Here is a 15,498-nt window from a genome sequence, read left to right on the forward strand (position 1 = left end):
ACGCCGCCTCCCGGTTGCCAATCCCCCTTGGGTACTCGAAGCAGAAAAGGAGAACCGAAACGTGTTCAGCAACTTCCTGATCGGCCTGCGCGAAGGCCTTGAGGCCAGCCTGGTCGTCTGCATCCTCATCGCCTATCTGGTGAAGACCGGCAACAAGAACAAACTGGTGCCGATCTGGATCGGCGTCGGTATCGCGATCGTCGTCAGCCTGGCGTTCGGCGCCGGCCTCGAATTCGGTTCGCAGGAGATGACGTTCAAGGCCCAGGAGGCGCTCGGCGGTTCGCTGTCGATCGTCTCGGTCGGTCTGGTCACCTGGATGGTCTTCTGGATGCGGCGCACCGCGCGGCATCTGAAGACGGAACTGCACGGCAAGCTCGACGCGGCACTCGCGATGGGCACCGGCGCGCTGGTCGCCACGGCGCTCCTCGCGGTGGGCCGGGAGGGCCTGGAGACCTCGCTGTTCGTGTGGCGTGCGGTGCATGCGGCGGATGACGGCTGGCACCCGATGATCGGTGCGTTCCTCGGCATCGCGGCCGCCGTCGTGCTGGGCTGGCTGTTCTACCGCGGTGCGCTGAGGATCAATCTGTCGAAGTTCTTCACCTGGACCGGCGGCATGCTGGTGATCGTCGCCGCGGGCGTGCTCGCGTACGGCGTCCATGACCTGCAGGAAGCCGAGTTCCTCGGCGGTATCCACAATCGGGCGTTCGACATCAGCGCCACGATTCCGCCGGACAGCTGGTACGGCACGCTGCTGAAGGGCACGTTCAACTTCCAGCCCGACCCGACCGTTCTTCAGATCACGGTGTGGGCGCTGTATCTGATCCCCACTCTCGCGCTGTTCCTCGCCCCGGTAGGGTTCGGACGGTCAGTGGGGGCGACGGATCAGAAGGCGCAGAAAGCAACGGATGAGAAGCCTGAGGCCGATTCGGCTGGCGACGGGGCTCGCGACGGCGACGGTGCTGTCCATGACGGCGAGCGGGTGCGTGACGGTGCACGGCGAGCTGGAAGTGGTGCCGGCGGCAACCAGGTCTGAAGCCGCACAGGCCCTGAAGGCCTTCACCACCGCGTACAACGCGGCAGACAAGGCCTACGATCCGGCTCTGGACGCGGACCGGGTCACGGGCCCGCTCGGCGCGATCAATCAGGCCGGGCTGAAGGCGCGACAGAAGAACAATCCGGACGGCAATGCGAACCACACGCCGTTGGAGCTGACCGACGCCAGGTATCTCATCCCGAAGAAGGCCGGCTGGCCCCGGTGGTTCCTCGCGGACACCGACTCCAACCGCGACGAGGACAGCGGAAAGCTGGACACCCGCTGGCTGGTCGTCTTCGTCAAGTCCGGGCCGGGCGCGGGGTGGAAGGCCTCCTATCTGTCGGTCGTCGCACCGTCCCAGCTGCCCGGCTTCGCGAAGGACAGCGACGGCCTGGCCGAGCCGGTGGCCGCGGACAGCTCCGAACCGGCCGTGGCACCGGAGGACTTGAGCACCCAGTACACGGAGTACCTGCAAAAAGGCACCCCGGACGTCTTCGCCCCCGGCACCTCCACTTCGGGCTGGCGGGACGCCCGCCGCACCACCCGTCGGGCGGGATTCTCGTACCAGTACATCGACCAGCCGCTGGACAGCGGTACGTTCGCCCCGCTCGGCCTGAAGACGGACGACGGCGGGGCGCTGGTCTTCTTCAGCAGCAAGCACTTCGAACGGCAGACCGCGGCAAAGGGCCTGCGTCCGCCGCTGAACGCGGATGTGGAGGCGCTGCTGACCGGTGAGGTGAAGTCCACTCTCACCAAGGAGCGGGTCTCCAGCCAGCTGGTGTTCGTTCCGAAGAAGGGCGCGGGGGACGGCAAGGTGGTCGTACTGAACCGGCTGCCGGGCCTGACGGCGGCGAAGGGGTCGTGACCGGGGCGGAATCAAGCCCGTCCGGCGATTGAGGACGAAGCAGCCACCGGACGGCCCCGGTCATCGAGCTAGCGGCTCAGCGGCCACGCCACCGAGTCGTGGTCCAGATCGCTCTGGTCCGCCGCGTCCGCGTACTGCGCACACGAGTCGGTGAGTGTCTCCAGCAGCGTCAGCGGATCGGGCAGCGGGTTCTCCGGCCCCTGCACCCACTGCACATCCAGCTCACCGGGCAGCCTGGCCGGCGGCAGGAGTACGTAGCTGCCGCGGCAGTGCCACCGCAGTCCCGGATGCTCGTCCATGGTCTCGGGATGGCAGTCCAGCTCGCACGGCCACCACTCGTCCTCGTCCTCGGGCGTACCGCGGGTGGCGGTGAAGAAGAGCATCCGGTCGTCGCCGGACCGGGCGACGGGGCCGACGTCGATGCCTGCGGCGAGGAGCCGTTCCAGTGCCTGACTGCCCGCGGACAGCGGCACGTCGAGAACGTCGTGGATCATGCCGGTCGCAGTGATGAAGTTGGCCTGCGGCTGGCTGCGGGCCCAGCGCTCGATCTGGGCGCGGTCGGTGGTGGACTGCGTCTGCCAGGCGAAGGAGATGGGGTGCCGGGCGGGGGTGGGACAGCCGATGCGTTCGCACGAACATCGGTAGCCGACCGGATGGGCGGCGGGCGCGATCGGCATTCCGGCTTCGGCGACAGCGAGGAGCAGCGCCTCCCGGGCGGTGTCGTCGACCTCGCTCTGCTGCGGTTTGGGTCGGCGGCGGAGCCATTGGGAAATTTTGCTCTCTGAGCCGCGATAACGGCCGAAATCGGCGCCCATCTATCCCCTTACCTCAGCGTTGCTCCTGTCCATGGTCCCACCATCCTGCGCCTCGGGTGGCCAGAGTCCCGAAGCGGGGTACGGGGGACGACGCCATGAGCTGGGCATTATGCCGCCTCTTGTCATGAAATGACGGGTGCGTCTCAGGGGTGTGCCAGCCCACGCACGGTGTAGTCGACGATCGCGTCCGCGTACTCATGGGTGAGCGGGAGGGTGCGCAGCAGCCAACGGTGGGTGAGCGGGCCCACGAGGAGTTCCAGGGCGATCCGCGGGTCGATGTCGGCGCGCACCTGACCCGCCTCCTGCGCGGCGCGCAACCGTGCGACGTACAGCCGGAGTGAAGGATCGAGCAGCTTCTGGACGAATTCGGCGCCGAGCTGCGGGTCGACGATCCCCTCGGCGGCCAGTGCCCTGGTCGGCGCTTCGAAGGCGGGGTCGGTCAGCTCGTCGACGGTGGCCCGCAGAACGACTTTGAGGTCGGCCGCGAGATCACCGGTGTCCGGAATCCCCTGCGCGTCACCCGCGCCGTTCTCCTCGGCGGCCCGGTCACCGAGAGCGACGAAGGCCTCCAGGAGGACGGCCGCCTTGGAGGGCCACCACCGGTAGATCGTCTGCTTCCCGACGCCGGCCCGCGCGGCGATGGCCTCGACGGTGGTCCTGGGGTAGCCCACCTCGCCGACCAGGCCGAGCGCCGCGTCATAGATCGCACGGCGCGAGCGCTCGCTGCGGCGACTGGAGTCGGGTGGCCGGTTCGCTACCATGCCGGCAAATCTAGCAGCGGCACGTGTCGATACGTGTCGTCTCATCACCGTGCGGAACCACCCGATCGGATCACTGCGCGCGGGCCCCGGAAAGTGGACCATGGGCTCACGCACGCACCCGTGCGAAGTCCACCGGCAGGTGACCCCTGCTTTTCGTGAGGAGCCTTCTTTGCCTCGTGAAGCCACACCCCGCCGTTACCTGATGTGCGCCCCGGCCCACTTCAGGGTGACGTACTCCATCAACCCGTGGATGGACCCCAGCAAGCCTGTGGATCTCCCCCTGGCCCAGACCCAGTGGGAGGACCTGCGCGACCGCTACCGCACCCTCGGACACACCGTGGAGCTGCTCACCCCCCGCCCCGAGCTGCCCGACATGGTCTTCGCCGCCAACGGCGCCACCGTCATCGACGGCCGGGTGCTCGGCGCCCGGTTCGCGTACCAGGAGCGGTACGAGGAGGCCGGGGCCCATCGCGAGTGGTTCCGGGACAACGGCTTCACCGAGATCCATGAACCGGCCCACGTCAACGAGGGCGAAGGCGACTTCGCGGTCACCGCTTCGTACATCCTGGCCGGGCGGGGCTTCCGGTCCAGCCCCCTCTCGCACGACGAGGCGCAGGAGTTCTTCGGGCGCCCGGTGATCGGGCTCGATCTGGTCGACCCGCGCTACTACCACCTGGACACGGCGCTGTCCGTGCTCGACGACGCGGGCGACGAGATCATGTACTACCCGGGCGCCTTCTCGCCGGGCAGCCGGTCGGTGCTGGCGCGGCTCTTCCCCGACGCGCTGATCGCCGAGGAGCCGGATGCGGCGGCGCTCGGCCTCAACGCGGTGAGCGACGGGCTCCATGTGCTGCTGCCACAGGCCGCCACGGGGCTCTTCGACCCGTTGCGGGCGCGCGGCTTCGAACCGGTGCCGATGGATCTGGGCGAGCTGCTGAAGGGCGGCGGCAGCGTGAAGTGCTGCACGCAGGAGCTGCGCGGGTAGCCGGAGGTCCGGCAGCCTCGGGCGTCAGCCGCTCTCAGGCACCGGACCCACCCACGTCGTGCGGCGGCCACTCGTCGCCCCACGCGATGTCCCGGGCGGCCCGGTACAGCTCGCCGTGCCGCTTGGTGACCGTGGAGCGCTGCAGGGCCTCGTCACGGGTGCACAGGTCCAGCAGCACCTGCCCCTTGCGGATCTGCGGCTTGCGGGTGACCCGGGCACGGACGGGTTCCGTCCGGAAGCGGGTCGCCACGACATAGCTGAACTTCTCGTCCTCGTACGGCAGCGAGCCGCCCTTGACCTGCCGGTGCAGCGAGGAGCGGCTGACCCGGGCCGAGAAGTGGCACCAGTCCGTGCCCGGCTCGATGGGGCATGCGTCGTTGTGCGGGCAGGGCGCGGCGACCTTCAGCCCGGCGGCGATCAGCCGGTCGCGGGCCTCGATGATCCGGGCGTAGCCGTCGGGGGTGCCCGGCTCGACGACCACGACCGCCTGTGCGGCGGCCGCCGCGGTGTCGACGAGGCCGGCACGGGCCTCCGCCGTCAGCTCCTTGAGTACGTACGAGACGGTGATCAGGTCCGTGGGGGCGAGTTCGAGGCCGGTGCCGATCCGGGCCCGGCGCCACTCGGCAGTGCGCAGGGCGGGGATGCCGGAGATCGCGGCCAGCTCCCGGCCGAGGGCGAGTGCGGGCTCGGCCCAGTCCAGGACGGTCGTCCTCGGCCCCTCCCAGGCCCCCGCCACGGCCCAGCTCGCCGCTCCGGTGCCGCCGCCGATGTCGGTGTGCGTGGCGGGTACCCAGTCCGGGGCGGCCTCCTGGAGTGCGGCGAGCGCGGACCGTACCGCTTCGAAGGTCGCGGGCATCCGGTAAGCGGCGTACGCGGCGACGTCCGAACGGTCGCGCAGCACCGGGGCGTCCGTGGGGGTGGTCCCGCGGTAGTTGGCGATGAGCCGGTCGACAGCCTGGGCGGCCTGCTTGGGCGGCAGCCCGTCGAGCAGTCCGGCCAGCGCCGCGCGCAGGGCTTCCGCAGTGGGGAGGGTGGCGTTCACCGACGAATTGTAGGCAAAGGCGGCGGACCCGCTTCCGCCCCGGCACCCGTAACGAACAGCAGCCCATGCGAACTGCCCCGGCACCTACGCAAGTTGCTACGCTGACCGGCGCGAGGTCGGGATCGCCCATCGAGGGAAACCATGAGACAGAAGATCGTGCGCCTGGTTCTGGTCGGCGGAGTGCTCGTGCTTGCCATGCTTCTTCTGCTGGCCACCTGCGGCAGCGGCGAGAAGAGCTCCGACAAGCCGAAGAAGCAGGCCAAGGCGAGCGCGGCCCCGGTGACACAGCTCACCGTCCCCTCCGTGTTCGCGACCGAGCACGGCTGGGAGCTCGTCGGCACCTCGCCCGACTACGCGCTCTCCCGGACGACGGGCAGCCTCGCCTATCTCGTGCGGGTCTCGGACACCAAGTACCAGCTGCGCACCATCGACTCGGAGACCGGGGAGGCCGGCTGGCACGGGGAGAGCTGGCGGCCCCCGTCCCCGCAGCACTTCCCGAGGCTCCTCCCGGTCACCGTGGACGACCACGAGTACTTCGTCACATGGTCGTACGGGAAGGTCGGCGAGAACGCGCTGACCCCCGCCGACACGATCGTCTCGCTGGATGTCTACAACGTGCAGGACGGCTCCCGGCGGCGCGTCGAGGTGCCGTGGAACTCCGTACCCACGGTCACCGCCACCGGCCCCGGCATCCTCATCAGCGACGGCCGGACGAACAGCGCGGTGGTCGACCCGGTGACCGGCCGGGTGTCGGAGATCACTGCCCCCGCGCTCAAGTACCCGAAGGGTTGCACGACCTGCAAGCAGCTCACCGAGGTGCGCGGACTGACGAAGAAGGGTCTGCTGGTCAGCGGGGCCAAGGAATTCTGGGTGCAGGGTGGCTGGTTCAGCCGCAATGTCGCTCCCAAGGGCACCGACCGGCTCAGCGGAATCCCCACATCGGTGGTCCCGGGCCTGGTGCTGACGAAGTGGCAGCTCGCCAAGGGGGCGAAGCGCGCCGCCACCCATGATCTGTGGGTGGTGCAGGACATGGAGACGGGCAAGCCCCTCTCCTCGGTGGAGTGCAGCAAGCCTGCGATCAAGCCGGGCCAGTACCCGCAGCTGGTCGCCGCCCCCTCGGGCAACTTCCTGGTGGCCGGTCCGCTCGCCTTCGACCTGTCGACGAAGCGGGGGTTCTGCTTCGAGGGGGCGGACGGCACGAAGCCGCTGACGCTCGCGTCCGTGACCGACGAGGGCATCGCGTACGGCGCGGCGAACGCCCGCAACGCGGCCGACGTGCTGGCCGGCGGCGGAACCCCCGTCGCGGTGGCGATCAGGAGCGGCACGACGGGTGCCCTGCCCTCGAACCAGCGGGTTCCGGGCGCGGTGACATCGGACGGTGTCGGCCTGTTCCGCTGGACGGACGAGAAGGACCGCCCGCATCTGATCGGCTACCCGAGCGCGAACTGAGGGAATCCGGACCGACGCCTTCATCGCGCCCGCGAAGCCGGCTCTGCTTCCGTCCGAGGCCTTCGGCCGCTTCGTGGTCGAGCCGGCGCGTGAGCGCGCGGTACCGGCGATCGTCTCCGTCGCCTCCCGCCACCTCGGCCCGGACCTGATCAGCGGCGAGCCCCGGGGCTGAACCCGGCCCCCGCTAGGGCTGCGACCGGAAAGGTTCACCGGCTCGCGACGCCCGGCACGGCACTAGGAAACCCGCTGCCAGGGCCGGCACAACCCCAGGAAGCAGGCCATCGCACCCACCGCGCACACCAGCTGCACGACAGCCATCGGAACGGCCGTCCCCTCGCCCGCGATCCCGACGAGCGGCGAGGCGACGGCGCCGATCAGGAACGACGACGTACCGAGCAGTGCGGAGGCGGATCCAGCGGCGTGCTTCGTACGCATCAGGGCCTGTGCGTTCGTATTGGGCATCGCGAGCCCCATCGCCGACATCAGCACGAAGAGCCCGGCCGCGACCGGGACCAGGCCCACGTGCCCGAAGACCCCGGACGTCATCAGCAGCAGCGCGGCCGCGGCCAGCACGATGACCGAGAGTCCGAAGGCGAGCGCCTTGTCCAGGCTGATCCGGCCGACCAGCATCCTGCCGTTGATCTGGCCCACGACGATCAGGCCGACCGAGTTGATGCCGAAGAGCAGGCTGAATGTCTGGGGCGAGGCCCCGTAGATCTCCTGCACGACGAACGGCGAGGCGCTCACGTACGAGAAGAGGGCGGCGAAGGCGAGGCTGCCCGCGATCATGTAGCCGGTGAAGACCCGGTCGGTGAGCAGCCCGCGCATGGTGCGCAGCGCGTCGCCGATGCCACCGGTGTGCCGGTCCTGCGGCGGCAGGGTCTCGTGCAGCCACTTCCAGACGACCAGGGTGAGCACCACGCCGACGACGGTGAGGACGGCGAAGATCCCCCGCCAGTCGGTGAACCGCAGCACCTGTCCGCCGATCAGCGGTGCGATGATCGGCGCGACGCCGGAGATCAGCATCAGAGTGGAGAAGAACCTGGCCATCTCCACGCCGTCGTACATGTCGCGCACCACGGCACGGGCGATGACGATCCCCGCCGCACCGGCCAGGCCCTGCAGGAGGCGGAAGCCGATGAGGAGTTCCGTGGTGGGGGCGAAGACGCAGATCGCGGTGGCGACGACATAGATGATCATGCCGAGGAGCAGTGGCCGGCGCCTGCCCCACCGGTCGCTCATCGGTCCGACGACGACCTGCCCGAGCGCCATACCGGTGAGGCAGGCGGTGAGGGTGAGCTGCACGGTCGCGGCGGGGGCCTGCAGGGACTCGGTGACCGCGGGCAGGGCCGGGAGGTACATGTCCATGGAGAGCGGCGGCAGTGCGGTGAGGCCACCGAGGACCAGGGTGACGAGGAGTCCGGTGCGCCGGGCCGCGTCGGTGGCGGCCGGATTCCCGGGAGGTGTGCCGGTGGCCGTGGGCTCCTCGGCCCCGGTCCCGGTGGTCGATATGTGTGTGCGTTCCTGCTGGGCCCGGCTTGCGCCGCTCTCCGGCATTCTCATCTCCATGTAGTTGAATCCGCCTCTATGCTCTCAGCTCAGCCGCACTGGTCGAGACCTTTTTGGGGAGCAGTCATGACAGGCATGAGCGGGCCCTTGCGTTGGGGTGTACTGGCGACCGGCGGCATCGCCGCGACGTTCACCGAGGACCTGCGGGCGATGCCGGACGCGGAGGTGGTGGCCGTCGCGTCCCGTACGGACGCCTCGGCGCAGGCGTTCGCGCAGCGGTTCGGGATACCCCGGGCGTACGGCAGCTGGGCCGATCTCGCCGCCGACGACGAGGTCGATGTGGTATACGTCGCGACACCGCACTCGGCGCACCGGGAGGCGGCCGCGCTCTGTCTGGAGGCCGGAAAGCACGTGCTGTGCGAGAAGGCGTTCACGCTCAACGCTCGGGAGGCGGACGAGCTGGTGAAGCTCGCCCGGGACCGCGGCCTCTTCCTGATGGAGGCCATGTGGACGTACTGCAACCCGGTCATCCGGCGCATGACGGAGCTGGTGCGGGACGGCGCCATCGGCGATATCCGTACCGTGCAGGCCGACTTCGGGCTCGCGGGTCCTTTCGGTCCCAAGCACCGGCTGCGCGACCCGGCGCTGGGCGGCGGCGCGCTGCTGGACCTCGGGGTCTATCCGGTGTCGTTCGCGCACCTGCTGCTGGGCGAGCCGGACCGGGTGCAGGCCGACGCGCTGCTCTCCCCCGAGGGCGTCGATCTGCATACCGCGATGCTGCTGGGCTGGTCGGAGGCGGGCGCCTCGGCGCTGCTGAACTGTTCGATCGTCGCGGACACGCCGCTGACCGCCTCGGTCACGGGCACGAAGGGGCGGATCGACTTCCCGCGCGGCTTCTTCTACCCGGAGTGGTTCGTGCTGCACCGGGAGGGGCACGAGCCGGAGGAGTTCACCGCGGGGGCGGCGGGCGAGGGGCTGCGCGGGATGCAGTTCGAACAGGCCGAGGTGGCACGGGCGCTGCGGGCGGGCGAGACGGAGTCGCCGCTGGTGCCGCTGGACGGTTCCCTTGCGGTGATGCGGACGCTCGACGCGGTACGTGACCGCATCGGCGTCCGCTACCCGGCCGACGGCCTCGTCCGACCGGCGCCCGTCCGTGGGGCGGGGCCTAAGCGGGCGTGAGGCCCTGGTTGCCCACCTCCGTGACGAACGATCCGGCCGTCGCGAGGGGCGCGCCGGGCGTGGTGACGGCGGACACCGTGCGGTAGTCGGCGCGCGCCCGCTGCGCGCCCAGCGTGATGACGGCGTATCCGCGACGGCCGTTGAAGAACTTCATGTGCGGGTTGGCCTGCATCTGGTTGTTCCAGCCGGCCGGCCTGTCCGAGCCGTTCTTGCCGCTGGTGACGGAGGTGGCGACGATCTCCGTGCCGACGGTGCGGGAGGTCGGGTCGTCGAAGTCCTTCTTCAGGTCGAAGGCGTAGCCGACGTGCACGTCGCCGGTGAGCACCATCAGGTTGTCGATCCCGGCGGCCTCGGCCCCCTTCAGGACCCGGTCCCGGGAGGCGGGGTAGCCGTCCCACGCGTCCATGGAGAGTTTGAAGGCGTCGGTCGGTACATCGCGCCGCTGAGCGAAGGTGACCTGCTGCGGTACGACGTTCCAGGTGGCCCGCGAGGCCCGCCAGCCGTTCAGCAGCCAGCGCTCCTGAGTGGTGCCGGTCAGGGTGCGCGAGGGGTCCTCGGACTCCGGTCCGGGCTTCTGCCAGCCGTCGCCGTAGGCCTGGTCGCTGCGGTACTGGCGGGTGTCGAGGATGTCGAACTGGGCGAGGGTGCCGAAGTGCAGGCGCCGGTAGAGCTTCATGTCCGGGCCGACCGGCCGCTGCGGGGTGCGCAGCGGCTGGTTCTCCCAGTACGCCCGGTAGGCGGCGGCGCGGCGCAGCAGGAACTCCTCCGGTGGTACGTCGTTCTCGGGGGTGCCGCCCGCGTAGTTGTTCTCGGTCTCGTGGTCGTCCCAGGTGACGACGAAGGGGTGCGCGGCGTGGGCGGCGCGCAGGTCGGGGTCACGCTTGTAGAGGCCGTACCGCAGCCGGTAGTCCTCCAGCGTGACCGTCTCCTTGTTGAAGTGGGCAGGGAGCGTGCGGTCGGTGTAATTACGGGCCCCGCCACTCGCGTTGACGGCGTACTCGTAGAGGTAGTCGCCGAGGTGGAAGACGACGTCGACATCCTCCTCGGCAAGGTGCCTGTACGCGGTGAAGTAGCCGTCGTGGTAGGCCTGGCAGGAGACGGCGGCCAGGCTCAGCACGCTGTTGCGGGCGCCACGGGCGGGTGCGGTGCGGGTCCGCCCGACGGGGCTGGTCCAGTTCCCGGCACGGAAGCGGTAGTAGAAGACGCGGTCCGCTTCGAGGCCCTTGACCTCGACGTGGACGCTGTGGTCGAACTCCGGGTGGGCGGTGGCCGATCCGCGCCGGACGATGCGGGAGAAGCGCTCGTCGCGGGCGAGTTCCCAGCGCACCTGGACCCGGGCCCGGGGCAGTCCGCTGCCGCTCTCGTAGGGACGGGGCGCGAGTCTCGTCCACAGCAGGACCGAGTCGGGCAGCGGGTCGCCGGAGGCGACGCCGAGGGTGAACGGGTCCTCGCCGATCTTCCGGGCGTCCAGCTCGGCGGCGCTCGCGGTGCCCGCGGCCGGCAGGTTGACCGAGAAGGCGAGCGCGGCGGCGGCGCCGGTGACGGTGAGGAAGCGGCGGCGTCCGAGGTGCCTGGCGGCGTCGCGCAGCTCCTGCTGGTGCGATGAATGCGTCATCTGTCCCTCCCCTGGCTGGTGGTGTACTCGGGCAGTGCACCGGACCAGCACATCGAGCGGCTGTCGTGTTCGCGTCGCTCCGGCGTCGCGCGGATGAGGAATACAGCGGGAATGGATGCCCACGGCAAAGTGCGCATACGCGACGGAGACCATGATCATCAATACCGGCCCTCCGAGACGTGAACCCGCCGCCGCATACGCCGCCTTGACCCCGTCCGGCCTTACGCGGCCCGCAGAACGGGAAGGCGTACGCTGCGGCGTCATGAGCAACAAACTGTTGAATTCCGGCCCGAAGACGGCGGTCGTGACGGGTGCGGGATCCGGAATCGGCCGCGCGGTGGCTCTCGCCCTGACCGGCACCGGCTGGTCGGTGGCGCTCGCGGGCCGGCGCCCGGAACCCCTTGCCGAGACCGCCGCGCTGGCCGGGGAGAACGCCCGGGTGATCACCGTCCCCACCGATGTGTCACGGCCCGAGGACGTGGACGCGCTCTTCTCCTCGGCGCGGGAGTGCTTCGGCCGACTCGATCTGCTCTTCAACAACGCGGGCACGTTCGGCCCGCGTTCCGTCCCGGTCGAGGACCTGTCAGTGGAGGACTGGCGCTCGGTGGTGGACGTGAATGTGACGGGCGCCTTCCTCTGCGCTCAGGCCGCGTACCGGCTGATGAAGGCGCAGGACCCACAGGGCGGCCGGATCATCAACAACGGCTCCGTCTCCGCCCACGCACCACGCCCGCATTCGGTCGCCTACACCGCGACCAAGCACGCCATGACGGGCCTGACGAAGTCGCTGTCCCTGGACGGCCGTCCGTACCGGATCGCGTGCGGGCAGATCGACGTCGGCAACGCCGCCACGGACATGACGGAGCGGATGCGGGCCGGCACCCTTCAGGCCAATGGTGAACTGGCGGTGGAGCCGGTGATGGCGGCGGCGGACGTGGCCCGGACGGTGCTCCATATGGCGGAGCTGCCCCTGGAGGCGAACATGCAGTTCGCGACGGTCCTGGCGACGGCGATGCCGTACGTGGGCCGCGGCTGACGGGGCCACGGCCACGAGGCCGGCCATCCCACCCACGAAACGAACAGACGCCCGTGACAAGGCGCGGCCGATCAAGCCGACCGGCAAGCTCCAGGACTCCCGCTCCTGGACGAAGTAGGGCAAGGGCACCAGGAACTGCCACTGAACCGGGCCACCGGGGCTCGGGGCGCCATCCGGCCGGCCGGAACGGGAATGCCCCCGGCCGCGGCAGGGTTGACCTGCGGCATGAGCCAGAATTCAGATACCGAGATCCTGCGCTACACCGCCTTCTCCGCCGACCCGGAAGGCGGCAATCCGGCAGGGGTCGTCCTTGACGCGTCCGATCTCGACGACGCGGCGATGCTCGCCGTCGCGGCGGAGCTGGGTTACAGCGAATCGGCCTTTCTGACCGGGCGGGACGAGCCGGGAGACGAAGGGCCGTCGGCCGCGCGGGGATACACGATCCGCTACTTCAGCCCGAAGGCGGAGGTCCCGTTCTGCGGCCATGCCACCGTGGCGACGGCCCTCGCACTCGCCGAGCGCGACGGCCCCGGTGATCTGGTGTTCAGCACGCCCGCGGGTACGGTCCCGGTCACCGTCACCCAGGAGGGCGGCGAGCTCCGCGCCACGCTCACCAGCGTCGAGCCGGACGTCATGGACATCGCTCCGGACGACCTGGCGGAGGCGCTCGCCGCCCTGGACTGGCCGGCCGCCGATCTCGACCCCGCCCTGCCGCCCCGGATCGCCTTCGCGGGCGCCCGCCACCTGGTGCTGGCCGCCGCGACCCGTGAGCGGCTCGCCGACCTCGGTTACGACTTCGCGCGCCTCGAAGCCCTGATGCACCGGCTGGACCTGACGACCCTGCAGCTGGTGTGGCGGGCGGCGCCGGACGTCTTCCACGTCCGCGACCCGTTCCCGGTCGGCGGCGTGGTGGAGGACCCCGCCACGGGCGCGGCGGCGGCCGCCTTCGGCGCCTATGTGCGCGCCCTGGGCCTCGTCCCGGACACCGCGGTCCTCACCCTTCACCAGGGCGAGGACATGGGCCGCCCCGGCACGCTCACGGTCGAACTGCGGGCGGGCGACACGCGGGTGCGGGTGAGCGGTACGGGAACCCGGATCGAGGCCTGACAAGGGGGCGCCGCGGCACCGTCAGCCGCTGAGGTGCCGGCGATACCACGGCGCGTGCCGGGTGAACGCGGTCGCGAACCCTTCGCCCGGCTCCCAGTCGAAGTCCTGGCCGACCCGTTCGTCGGTGAACCAGTGGTCCACGGCGAGCATGCCGAGGTGGTGCAGCGCGTACGGGACGTCGGCGAGCCGCTCGCGGGCCGTGTCCACATCGATTCCGGTGGCTCCCCAGGGCAGCCGCAGCTCGTCGACGACTGTGGACAGCAGCTGCGAACAACTCACCGGTTCGGGGTGGTTGACGTGGTAGACCCCGGCCGGCTCCTTCGACGACAGTGCCGCACCCAGCAGCGCCCGCCCCAGCGTCTGTACGTCGATCATCGAGTGCCGGGCCTCGCACCCGGTCAGTCCGGCCGAGAGCTGCCGGACGAGCGCGACCAGGCCGGGCACGGCCCATCGGTCCCCGGCCCCGTACACGATGTGCGGGCGCACGACGACGCCGCCGGCGGCCAGGACATGCTGTTCGGCGGCGGCGCGGGTCAGGCTGGTGGCCGAGGCGGGGTCCGGCTCGGCCTGTCCGGGCCGCAGCCGGGTGAACGGGCCCCGACCGTAGACGGATGCCGTGCTCAGGTGGACGATCCGGGTGACTCCGCAGCGGGCCGCCTCTTCGGTCAGGGCACGAGTTCCTTGATCATTTACGGACCGGGCGGTCGGTTCGTCGCCGCCGATCCGTGAGGCGCAGTGGATCACCGCGTCGATGCCCTCGCAGCTGCCGCGCAGCGTTGCGGGGTCGGCGAGGTCCCCGTACACCGTCTCGATACCTGGCCCGGCGCCTGCCGTTGCCGATGCGGTGAGAGCTGTCCGGTGGGTCATCAGCCGCAGCCGGACATCAGGAGTGGCCCTGGCCGCGGCCACCACATGGCTGCCGATGAAACCGGTCGCGCCGGTGATGAGTATGCGCAGTGTCATGACTGGTCATTCTGCCGGTCGCCCACCCGGCTCCCCTGATTCCCCGCTGTGCCGTGCAGGCCGCTCGGGGAGCCGAGGGTGCAGGTGAAGACCGGCTCGCCGTCCTGGATCGCCGACACGTGCACCCCGGTCGTACTGCGGTCGCCGGCCGGGACGGGACGGGCCTCGATCCAGCAGGGCCGGTCGAGTTCCACGTACCGGAGGAAGTCGGTCTTCACCGATGCCGGGAGGAAGTCATGACCGGGGGTGACGGCGACGGCCGCCTGGCGGGCCGCCTCCAGCAGCAGAATGCCCGGCACATGGTCGTTGGGCCGGGCGAACAATGTCGGATGTGCGGTGTCGAGCCGCAGCTGCCAGACGTTCCGCTGCGGACCCGGCGCCAGTACGACATCGCGTACATCGGTCCTGCCCACCTCGGCCGGTGCGACGGCGGGCAGGAGGGGTATCGGGACGCCGATCACTTCCTGCCGGTCGCCCCGCAGCCTGTTGTACACCCTGGCCGAGGTGCAGCTGATACGTCCTCCGCCTCGGGCGAGGACGGTGCCGAGGCGGTGCAGGAGCAGCTCGACATGCATGGAGCCGATGCTCCGGCCGCGCCGCCGGATCCGGGAGCAGGTCACATCGACCGTGATGTCCCAGGGCGCCTCGCCCAGGAGCAGCCGATCGGGCTCGGAGACGTACGCGAGCTCCCACATCACGAACTGGTCCCCGACCGGGACGTCGAACGCCGCATGTCCCAGGAGCATCGTCGTCTGCCGCATGGTCTCCGCGATCAGCAGTGGGTCCTGGTAACGGCCCGACACGGGGGCGAAGAAGCGGTGCGTATGCGGCCAACGGGCCGATACCGAGAACTGGGTGTCGGTCTGCGGGGTCCAGCCGGTGGGAAAGACGTCCTCGGCGTCGGACCGGTGGACCAGGTGTCTCGGGAAGTCCGCTTCCCCATGTCTGCCCCAGGATGCCGCCTCGCCCCCTTTGGGGGTTGCGATGAATTCTGCGGCACCTCCGTCCTTGACGGGCACCGATGCGCTGTGCGAGGTGAGCTGAACCATGAATTTTCCTCCCAGAGGATCCATACCGGGAGGGCGGGCCGCCCTCGCAGTAAGATACTGACAGTCCGGTTTTCCTATCCAGCCTTATCC

At 70.2% G+C, this 15,498-nt stretch carries 14 protein-coding genes; 7 read left to right on the forward strand and 7 right to left on the reverse strand.

Annotated elements, in window-relative coordinates; genetic code table 11:
• Positions 1 to 61 precede the first annotated feature (61 nt).
• Positions 62 to 1,033 carry an iron uptake transporter permease EfeU gene (gene efeU / locus GA0115254_RS25650; protein WP_093897641.1) on the forward strand — a complete coding sequence of 324 codons (972 nt, stop codon included), beginning with the start codon at positions 62 to 64 and terminating at the stop codon, positions 1,031 to 1,033.
• Positions 966 to 1,898 (forward strand): SCO2278 family lipoprotein, encoded by a 933-nt coding sequence (locus tag GA0115254_RS25655; RefSeq protein ID WP_093897642.1) that lies wholly within the window; start codon positions 966 to 968, stop codon positions 1,896 to 1,898. The genes efeU and GA0115254_RS25655 overlap by 68 nt, the downstream gene beginning before the upstream one ends.
• Positions 1,899 to 1,966: 68 nt before the next feature.
• Here the strand turns inward: GA0115254_RS25655 and GA0115254_RS25660 are convergent, their stop codons facing one another.
• Together GA0115254_RS25660 and GA0115254_RS25665 are read right to left on the reverse strand one after the other, a co-directional pair.
• Positions 1,967 to 2,713 carry a bifunctional DNA primase/polymerase gene (locus tag GA0115254_RS25660; protein WP_093897643.1) on the reverse strand — a complete coding sequence of 249 codons (747 nt, stop codon included), beginning with the start codon at positions 2,711 to 2,713 and terminating at the stop codon, positions 1,967 to 1,969.
• A gap of 143 nt (positions 2,714 to 2,856) precedes the next feature.
• Positions 2,857 to 3,474 (reverse strand): TetR/AcrR family transcriptional regulator, encoded by a 618-nt coding sequence (locus GA0115254_RS25665; protein ID WP_093897644.1) that lies wholly within the window; start codon positions 3,472 to 3,474, stop codon positions 2,857 to 2,859.
• 100 nt (positions 3,475 to 3,574) lie between these two features.
• On the opposite strand from GA0115254_RS25665, the gene ddaH reads away from it, so the two are divergent.
• Positions 3,575 to 4,459 (forward strand): dimethylargininase, encoded by an 885-nt coding sequence (gene ddaH, locus GA0115254_RS25670; RefSeq protein ID WP_370740940.1) that lies wholly within the window; start codon positions 3,575 to 3,577, stop codon positions 4,457 to 4,459.
• Positions 4,460 to 4,493: 34 nt separating this feature from the next.
• On the opposite strand, the gene GA0115254_RS25675 is transcribed toward ddaH, so the two are convergent.
• On the reverse strand, positions 4,494 to 5,501 hold the full coding sequence (locus tag GA0115254_RS25675) for a small ribosomal subunit Rsm22 family protein (RefSeq protein WP_093897646.1): 1,008 nt from the start codon (positions 5,499 to 5,501) through the stop codon (positions 4,494 to 4,496).
• A gap of 141 nt (positions 5,502 to 5,642) precedes the next feature.
• On the opposite strand from GA0115254_RS25675, the gene GA0115254_RS25680 reads away from it, so the two are divergent.
• Complete coding sequence (locus tag GA0115254_RS25680; RefSeq protein ID WP_093897647.1) at positions 5,643 to 6,950, forward strand: hypothetical protein; 1,308 nt, start codon at positions 5,643 to 5,645, stop codon at positions 6,948 to 6,950.
• Positions 6,951 to 7,184: 234 nt separating this feature from the next.
• Here GA0115254_RS25680 and GA0115254_RS25685 read toward each other — a convergent pair whose 3' ends face one another.
• Positions 7,185 to 8,507, reverse strand: a complete 1,323-nt coding sequence (locus GA0115254_RS25685; protein WP_093897648.1) for a multidrug effflux MFS transporter — start codon at positions 8,505 to 8,507, stop codon at positions 7,185 to 7,187.
• An 87-nt stretch (positions 8,508 to 8,594) separates the two neighbouring features.
• Here GA0115254_RS25685 and GA0115254_RS25690 point away from each other — a divergent pair, with 87 nt between their 5' ends.
• Complete coding sequence (locus tag GA0115254_RS25690) at positions 8,595 to 9,638, forward strand: Gfo/Idh/MocA family protein (protein ID WP_093897736.1); 1,044 nt, start codon at positions 8,595 to 8,597, stop codon at positions 9,636 to 9,638.
• Here GA0115254_RS25690 and GA0115254_RS25695 read toward each other — a convergent pair.
• A complete protein-coding gene (locus tag GA0115254_RS25695) occupies positions 9,625 to 11,253 on the reverse strand; it encodes an alkaline phosphatase D family protein (RefSeq protein WP_093897649.1) in 1,629 nt (542 codons plus the stop codon). The two genes, GA0115254_RS25690 and GA0115254_RS25695, sit on opposite strands and share 14 nt — an antisense overlap.
• 262 nt (positions 11,254 to 11,515) lie before the next feature.
• Here GA0115254_RS25695 and GA0115254_RS25700 point away from each other — a divergent pair, with 262 nt between their 5' ends.
• Positions 11,516 to 12,289: an SDR family oxidoreductase gene (locus tag GA0115254_RS25700; protein ID WP_093897650.1), complete on the forward strand. Its 774-nt coding sequence runs from the start codon at positions 11,516 to 11,518 to the stop codon at positions 12,287 to 12,289.
• 225 nt (positions 12,290 to 12,514) lie between these two features.
• Positions 12,515 to 13,396, forward strand: a complete 882-nt coding sequence (locus GA0115254_RS25705) for a PhzF family phenazine biosynthesis protein (protein WP_093897651.1) — start codon at positions 12,515 to 12,517, stop codon at positions 13,394 to 13,396.
• A gap of 21 nt (positions 13,397 to 13,417) precedes the next feature.
• Here the strand turns inward: GA0115254_RS25705 and GA0115254_RS25710 are convergent, their stop codons facing one another.
• Together GA0115254_RS25710 and GA0115254_RS25715 are read right to left on the reverse strand one after the other, a co-directional pair.
• Positions 13,418 to 14,359 (reverse strand): NAD-dependent epimerase/dehydratase family protein, encoded by a 942-nt coding sequence (locus GA0115254_RS25710; RefSeq protein ID WP_093897652.1) that lies wholly within the window; start codon positions 14,357 to 14,359, stop codon positions 13,418 to 13,420.
• Positions 14,356 to 15,408 (reverse strand): ScbA/BarX family gamma-butyrolactone biosynthesis protein, encoded by a 1,053-nt coding sequence (locus GA0115254_RS25715; RefSeq protein ID WP_093897653.1) that lies wholly within the window; start codon positions 15,406 to 15,408, stop codon positions 14,356 to 14,358. Before GA0115254_RS25715 ends, GA0115254_RS25710 begins: the two co-directional genes overlap by 4 nt.
• Between the last annotated feature and the right edge of the window lie 90 nt (positions 15,409 to 15,498).

The sequence above is a fragment of the Streptomyces sp. Ncost-T10-10d genome (genome assembly GCF_900091955.1).
GTDB lineage: Bacteria > Actinomycetota > Actinomycetes > Streptomycetales > Streptomycetaceae > Streptomyces.

Excerpts from the sequence above, each read along its gene's own strand:
- GA0115254_RS25655 (WP_093897642.1), top strand. The coding sequence starts at position 966 with ATGACGGCGAGCGGGTGCGTGACGGTGCACGGCGAGCTGGAAGTGGTG.
- GA0115254_RS25660 (WP_093897643.1), bottom strand. The coding sequence starts at position 2,713 with ATGGGCGCCGATTTCGGCCGTTATCGCGGCTCAGAGAGCAAAATTTCC.
- GA0115254_RS25665 (WP_093897644.1), bottom strand. The coding sequence starts at position 3,474 with ATGGTAGCGAACCGGCCACCCGACTCCAGTCGCCGCAGCGAGCGCTCG.
- ddaH (WP_370740940.1), top strand. The coding sequence starts at position 3,575 with ATGGGCTCACGCACGCACCCGTGCGAAGTCCACCGGCAGGTGACCCCT.
- GA0115254_RS25680 (WP_093897647.1), top strand. The coding sequence starts at position 5,643 with ATGAGACAGAAGATCGTGCGCCTGGTTCTGGTCGGCGGAGTGCTCGTG.
- GA0115254_RS25685 (WP_093897648.1), bottom strand. The coding sequence starts at position 8,507 with ATGCCGGAGAGCGGCGCAAGCCGGGCCCAGCAGGAACGCACACACATA.
- GA0115254_RS25690 (WP_093897736.1), top strand. The coding sequence starts at position 8,595 with ATGAGCGGGCCCTTGCGTTGGGGTGTACTGGCGACCGGCGGCATCGCC.
- GA0115254_RS25695 (WP_093897649.1), bottom strand. The coding sequence starts at position 11,253 with ATGACGCATTCATCGCACCAGCAGGAGCTGCGCGACGCCGCCAGGCAC.
- GA0115254_RS25700 (WP_093897650.1), top strand. The coding sequence starts at position 11,516 with ATGAGCAACAAACTGTTGAATTCCGGCCCGAAGACGGCGGTCGTGACG.
- GA0115254_RS25705 (WP_093897651.1), top strand. The coding sequence starts at position 12,515 with ATGAGCCAGAATTCAGATACCGAGATCCTGCGCTACACCGCCTTCTCC.
- GA0115254_RS25710 (WP_093897652.1), bottom strand. The coding sequence starts at position 14,359 with ATGACACTGCGCATACTCATCACCGGCGCGACCGGTTTCATCGGCAGC.
- GA0115254_RS25715 (WP_093897653.1), bottom strand. The coding sequence starts at position 15,408 with ATGGTTCAGCTCACCTCGCACAGCGCATCGGTGCCCGTCAAGGACGGA.